Origin of the sequence: Methanobacterium sp. (assembly GCF_016217785.1) — an archaeon.
Classification (GTDB): domain Archaea; phylum Methanobacteriota; class Methanobacteria; order Methanobacteriales; family Methanobacteriaceae; genus Methanobacterium.
Genome location: NZ_JACRGA010000012.1, coordinates 70197 through 76316, shown reverse-complemented (window position 1 = coordinate 76316; position 6120 = coordinate 70197). Strand labels below are relative to the sequence as shown.

Annotated in this window: 6 protein-coding genes; 2 read left to right on the top strand and 4 right to left on the bottom strand. The window is 39.1% G+C overall.

The annotated features are described in order from the left end of the window. Positions 1-302: 302 nt before the first annotated feature. Positions 303-584, bottom strand: a complete 282-nt coding sequence (locus HY987_RS06300; RefSeq protein ID WP_292756734.1) for a DUF2097 family protein — start codon at positions 582-584, stop codon at positions 303-305. A gap of 258 nt (positions 585-842) precedes the next feature. On the opposite strand from HY987_RS06300, the gene tsaA reads away from it, so the two are divergent. Further along, positions 843-1334, top strand: coding sequence for a tRNA (N6-threonylcarbamoyladenosine(37)-N6)-methyltransferase TrmO (gene tsaA / locus HY987_RS06295; RefSeq protein ID WP_292756732.1), 492 nt, complete (start codon positions 843-845; stop codon positions 1332-1334). Positions 1335-1387: 53 nt separating this feature from the next. Here tsaA and HY987_RS06290 read toward each other — a convergent pair whose 3' ends face one another. From HY987_RS06290 to HY987_RS06280, 3 genes are all read right to left on the bottom strand, one after another. Continuing rightward, entirely contained in the window at positions 1388-3085 is a 1698-nt protein-coding gene (locus HY987_RS06290) for a DUF128 domain-containing protein (protein ID WP_292756730.1), read from the bottom strand. Positions 3086-3329: 244 nt separating this feature from the next. Beyond that, entirely contained in the window at positions 3330-4658 is a 1329-nt protein-coding gene (gene glnA / locus HY987_RS06285; RefSeq protein ID WP_292756728.1) for a type I glutamate--ammonia ligase, read from the bottom strand. 264 nt (positions 4659-4922) lie between these two features. Further along, positions 4923-5681, bottom strand: coding sequence for a HesA/MoeB/ThiF family protein (locus HY987_RS06280; RefSeq protein WP_292756726.1), 759 nt, complete (start codon positions 5679-5681; stop codon positions 4923-4925). Between the two features lie 189 nt (positions 5682-5870). Here HY987_RS06280 and HY987_RS06275 point away from each other — a divergent pair, with 189 nt between their 5' ends. Beyond that, entirely contained in the window at positions 5871-6056 is a 186-nt protein-coding gene (locus tag HY987_RS06275) for a hypothetical protein (protein WP_292756724.1), read from the top strand. Positions 6057-6120: the final 64 nt, after the last annotated feature.

Below are 6120 nucleotides of genomic sequence, written 5' to 3'. Positions count from 1 at the left end.
CTAGTTCACCGTCAATATCTTTTAGTGCGCCCTGTTCACAGAGTTTTACACATAATCCTTCACCAGGGCAGTCTTTAATTTGACCACATTTTTCCATGTCAATAACTACAACCATAAACTTCACTTCCCTTTAACTTGTACTATAATCAGATTAACGATATGCATATATAAACATATCGATTTTATTGGTAAAGCAAACATACGCTGATATTTTCGATACCCAAATAAATTTAAAAATAATGGAAGGGTGAGCTGTTTAATGAGCCCCTTTTATATTAATCTATTGAAAAGCTTTAAAAATTTTAATCATCCTTTGCTTCTATGGTACAACACATTCCATCCGGGCATTCATGTTCCAGTTCCACCAGAAAGTCTTTCATTTTTGCAACATCAATTGTGCTCAGACCTTTAATCATTTCGCTCTCCATTTCGATCTGGATAACTCCCTCATTGTTGGTAACGACCTTTCCAGGAATGTAACATCGTCCTAGAGATAATCTGACAGTATCCCCTGGTTTGACTTCTTCTTCAATATAATGACAAATTTCATCACAAGTGGCACATATTTGTTTAGCTTCTTTCATCACTTCACCTCATTAATTCTTATAATTTGGATCTCATATCAAATCAAATTTGTGTATATGTTATAAGTATCTTACTTTATACATGAATCTTCCATCAAATTACTCAAATCTTAAAACAATAATAGTGAGTCAAATTCCAAACTTCAGTCCCCTAAATCAGTAAGAGGGGGATAAATTAATATAGAAACTCTAAAATCAGCTGATTAGGGGGATAATATTCTTTATATTTATATTCAAGTTATTTAAATGGTGATAACCATGAACCCAGTGCAGTACAATCCCATAGGAATAATACATTCCCCTTTCAAAGATCCTCATGGAATGCCAATACAACCTATTGGTGCCAGGGGAGTTAAAGGACAGATCGAACTGAATGAAGAGTATAAATCTGGTTTGAAAGATTTAGATGGATTCTCACACATAATTCTCATCTACCACTTCCACCTTTCTGAGGGGTATTCTCTTGAGGTAAAACCTTTCCTGGATAGGGTTAAAAGGGGAATATTTGCAACAAGAGCACCTAAACGACCCAATCCCATTGGAATTTCGGTGGTTGGCCTGGAAAAGATTGAAGGGTCCAACTTATACATAACCAATGTGGATGTAATTGATGGAACCCCTCTTCTGGATATGAAGCCCTACATACCCTATTTTGATAAGGATAAAAATGAAAAAGTGAGTATAGGTTGGTTTGAAGATAAATATCAGGAAGTCAAAGGGAAAAAATCCGATAAACGATTTGTGGACTGATTTGATTTATATAGTTGGTTTAAAAAATTCTTTAAAAATAAATGGATGGTTAATTAAAACTCTTCCATCTTGGATATATCCATTAACATTTCCACTGCCTTAGCTTCCACGGATATTCCTGCTTCTTTAATGGCGGCTATGGGATTTAAACCACCAGGTGCAACTATACCGACGTGATAACGATCTACCTTGGCATTGTAGACCAGTTCACTGGGTTTACCCACTTTCAGGATGGAAAAACCAGCTTCTTCTGTTTCATCCAAAACATCCAGAGTTTCTGGCCGGGCAACATACGGAATCTCCCTTAAACTGGCCAGAATTCTTCCACCTTTTTTTAAAGACTTATTCACCGAGGTTAACCCCTTTGATAAGTATATTTCGTGGGGATCGAGGGATGATCCATTGTAGGCTGTGAGTTCAATAAATCTGGGGGATTTTCCTTCAGTTTCCAGAATACCACCGTACTGTGGTGTGGAGGCAATACCATTCTTGGTTAGTATACCATCAATGGTGAGACTGCAAACTGTGGCCAGACCTTTTTTCCCCTCTGGTCCCGGAAGGATCTGGAAGTATTTACTGGTACAGTACTCGGGACGGGATGCCATAACTTGATCAAATATTTTAAGCCCTTCTTCCAGGTCTTCCTCCTTCAAGTAGGACACGTTCACGATTACATGTCCTTTAATGCTTTCCGGGTCAAAATCTACTTCATGTATAAGGTTCCATGCCTTGGAAAGGAGGAATTTAACTTTTTCCCCCCGCTCAGCACCTGCTTTTTTGATCACATTTTTAGGAGTAGCTACTCTTTCCATTTCTGAGAATTCAACGGTGTTCTCGGCCATTTTAATGTCAACATCGTAGCCTGCTTCTTTAGCAGCGCATAAAGGTGAAATACCACCGATTACTGCAATACCCACCATGTCTTTATCCACAGGAATGCCCAGAATCGATTCTCCGGGTTTGCCAATCTTCAAAAGCCCGGATACACCTATTTTCTGGAGATTTTTGAATAATTTAAGGGCGTCATCTCGGGCAGTGGCAGGTATCAGTCTGAAATTGGCAGGAATATCTCCACTACCTGAATCTACTAATTTTAAAACTGAAGTCATCTCCTTGTCGGTGAAGGCCTCCAAGGGGGTCATGGAAGTCTTTTTATAAGCGATAAGTTCAGTGAAAGTCCTGGGAACGTGATCTATTACCTCCACCAAACCTCCGAACTTGGGAACCACAGGAATACCTGCTTTAAGTATCATACCATCTATGGTGGTACCGCAGATTGTTTCCATCACCATCTGGCTTTCATCATCCGCATTGGGGGGTGTGGTGATCTTAACGTAGGGACTTACTGCCACTCCCTTATTGAAGATGTTTTTAATGATGCCCATTATTTCTTCATCATAGTCGAATGTGGATGAGTTCACCACTACCTTCCCTAACCCGGTTGTGGGATTCAGGGTGGTTTGATACATCATATCTTCAAATTTAGCGAAAATAAAATCAACCTGATCGTAAATAAGGCCTTTCTCGAGTTCTTTAACACCTTCGGGTGTTATCCGTCTCCCCGCATATCCTATTCGCTCGGTGAACCCCTTTTCATCTAAGATGCGCATATGATATCGCACTGCTCTTTCACCAAGGTCATATCCCTTCTTACGGAGCTCTTCAGCTATGGTTTTTGCCCCTAAGACCTCGCTTCTGTCTGCCAGGATCCTCAGGATCTCCATCATCTTACGATCAGTTTCCTGTGGCATCGATTCACCCTTCTATTTTAGTATCAGTAAAATTCTACAGTTTTATGAAATCTCATTTCTATTTTATAAGAATACCAGTTTCATTCAATGAATCCTAGTATTTTAATCATATTAATTTAAGAATGTTAGTTTTAATTATTGGGATTGATTTTAAATACTTATGGTTAAAATCGGGATGCGAAACTTCTAAACATCAATGTGGTAATGAGACATAAAAATAAAGAAAAAAAAGAAATAGAGGAGGTTAGATCTGCAAGTATTTTTCCAGTTCGTACTGGAATACCTGGATCCGGTAATCGTCCCATTCTTTCCTTTTTAAATCCATGAACTGGGTGTACACATGGTCTCCCAGGGATGATTTAACCACTTCGTCCTTTTCCAGGGCGTGGTATGCTTCCCATAAACTGGATGGCAGGGTGTCAATACCCATAGGTGCCAGTTCTTCTGGGCTTAATTCGAATACATCGATTTCAGTTGGTTCCCCAGGGTGGATCTTGTTGTCAATACCGTCCATACCTGCTTCTAGCATGGCAGCAAATGCCAGGTAGGGGTTACAGGATGGGTCTGGGCATCTGAATTCCACACGGGTACCGTTACCACGGGATGCAGGGATCCTGACCAGGGTGGATCGGTTCTGGAGTCCGTAGGCAATGTACACTGGGGCTTCGTATCCGGGTACCAGTCGTTTGTAAGAGTTAACTGAAGGAGCTACAATGGCAGACAGTGCTTTGGAGTGTTTGAGTAAACCTCCAGTGAAGTAAAGTGCTTCTTCTGATAGCTGGGTTTCGGTGTCAGCATCAAAGAACACGTTTTTACCGTCTTTGAACAGGCTCTGGTGGCAGTGCATTCCGCTACCATTCACTCCGAAGAATGGTTTGGGCATGAAGGTGACCATTGAGCCGAGTTTGTCTGCTATGGCTTTGATGGACTGTTTAAAGGTGATTACTGCATCTGCAGTTTTGAGGGCATGATCGAATTTGAAATCGATCTCGTGCTGTCCGGGTCCTACTTCATGGTGGCTTACTTCCACATCGAAGTTCAGTTCTTCCAGTCCCAGGACCAGTTCCCTTCTCATGTCAGTTCCCTGATCAACAGGTTCCACATCGAAGTAAACACCTTCATCGTGTGGGTAAACAATTCCTTCTTCATCAACATCCACTATGAAAAATTCGGGTTCGGGACCTACATTGTATTCATAACCCAGTTTTTCTGCTTTTTCCAGGGTCTTTTTCAGTATGTATCTGGGGTCTCCTTCGAAGGGCGTTCCATCTGGCCAGTAGATGTCACAGATGAATCTGCAAACTCCCTTTTCTTCAGGCCTCCAGGGGAGGGCGGAGAAGGTCTCTGGGTCTGGTTTTATAACCAGGTCACTGTTGTTGATGTCCACAAATCCTTCCACTGATGAACCGTCGAATAATAGTCCATCTTTGATAATGTCTTCTATATCGTCTGGTTTCACCAGGGGAATCGCCATGTTCTTAGGAGTCCCGTGTATGTCCACAAACTGCAGCCTAACGAATTTAGTACCGCATTTTTCGATATTTTCAATAACTTTTCCAATCTTGTCTTGCAATTTAGTAACCTCCGTGATCTTCACCGGAAGGATGTTTCCTCTTACTGGTATATAAATGTTTGTGGATGATAATTTCAACTGATAAATTTTCGCACATATCAATTAAAAATAGATAACTAAACACGAAAAAAATAAAATAATAGTCATTTTGTATAAAGTGAAATGACATTCATTTTGTAGATAATAAAACAATATTTTGGACTTATAAATAAATATTTTAGACTTATAAATAATTTTGGATATAAATAATTTTGGACTTATAAATTAAAAACGAACCACTGAAAATGCTTCTTCTTTCATCAAATCAAACATCAGCACACGAGGGGCTATTATGGGAGTTCCTTTACCTGTAATGATTTTAATGGCTTCAAAGGCCTGGAGACACCCCACTATATTGGGCACTGGTCCGATTACTGGTGGAACTTCTTTACTGAGGCTGGAAACCTTTGAAATGATTTCACTGGTTAATTCTTCTCCCTGTGAGGGTAATTTAAATAATTCTTCATAAGATGGTGTGGAACGGTTAAAAACAGTAACCTGGCCCATGGTACCATGGATGGCTCCGTGGATAAAGGGAATATCCAACTTTTCACTACACCTGCTCACAATAATACGGGTTAAAAGGTTGTCCAGAGCGTCAATCACGATCTGGCTCCCTTTTAAGATTTTTAAAACGTTTTTATCATTCAGTTCCTCGTTAAAAGCTTCAACCTCTATGGAAGGGTTAATAGATTCAAGTCTTTCTGCAGTTACCTGAGTTTTTGGCATTCCCACACTTTTTAAGTTGCTCATGAGCTGTCGGTTAATGTTGGATATTTCAAAAACATCTTTATCAACTATTCGAAGCTTTCCAACCCCCATTCTGGCCAGCATCTCAGTTGTGGCTCCACCTATCCCTCCACAGCCAATGATAGTAATCCGGGAGTTTAAGAGATTCAGCTGTTCATTTTCGCTGATGATTCCCTTTTGCCGGTCTAACATTTCCCAATAATTTTTTACATCATATTCAGATTCAGCGGGCATAAACTACACCAAAATAACCATTCAAATTTCCTTAACCATTCAAATTTCTTTAGATATATTGTTAGTCTGGTGTTGTTTATTTTTAATATTTTTGGGAGTTGTATAACCACAAACTAATATATTAAAAATTATATATCATAATTGTATATATCTAATTACGATATAATAAATTTAGGAGGTTCATCCCTTATGGAAAATATATTAAACGGCATTAGATCTTACTTCAAAGACAAGAAAAATAGGATAGTACATGCTTTAACTGGAATTTCAATGTTAATACTTACAGTATTCGATTCAATAAACCCTTACGTTAGGATTGGCGTTTTTGCAAGTGCAGTGGGGTTTAATCTAATTAGAATGAGGTATTTACGGTGAAATTAATATTTTAAATGGTCTTTAAAGAAAGACCAAATTTATGGTATGGATGAAATTTATTTAT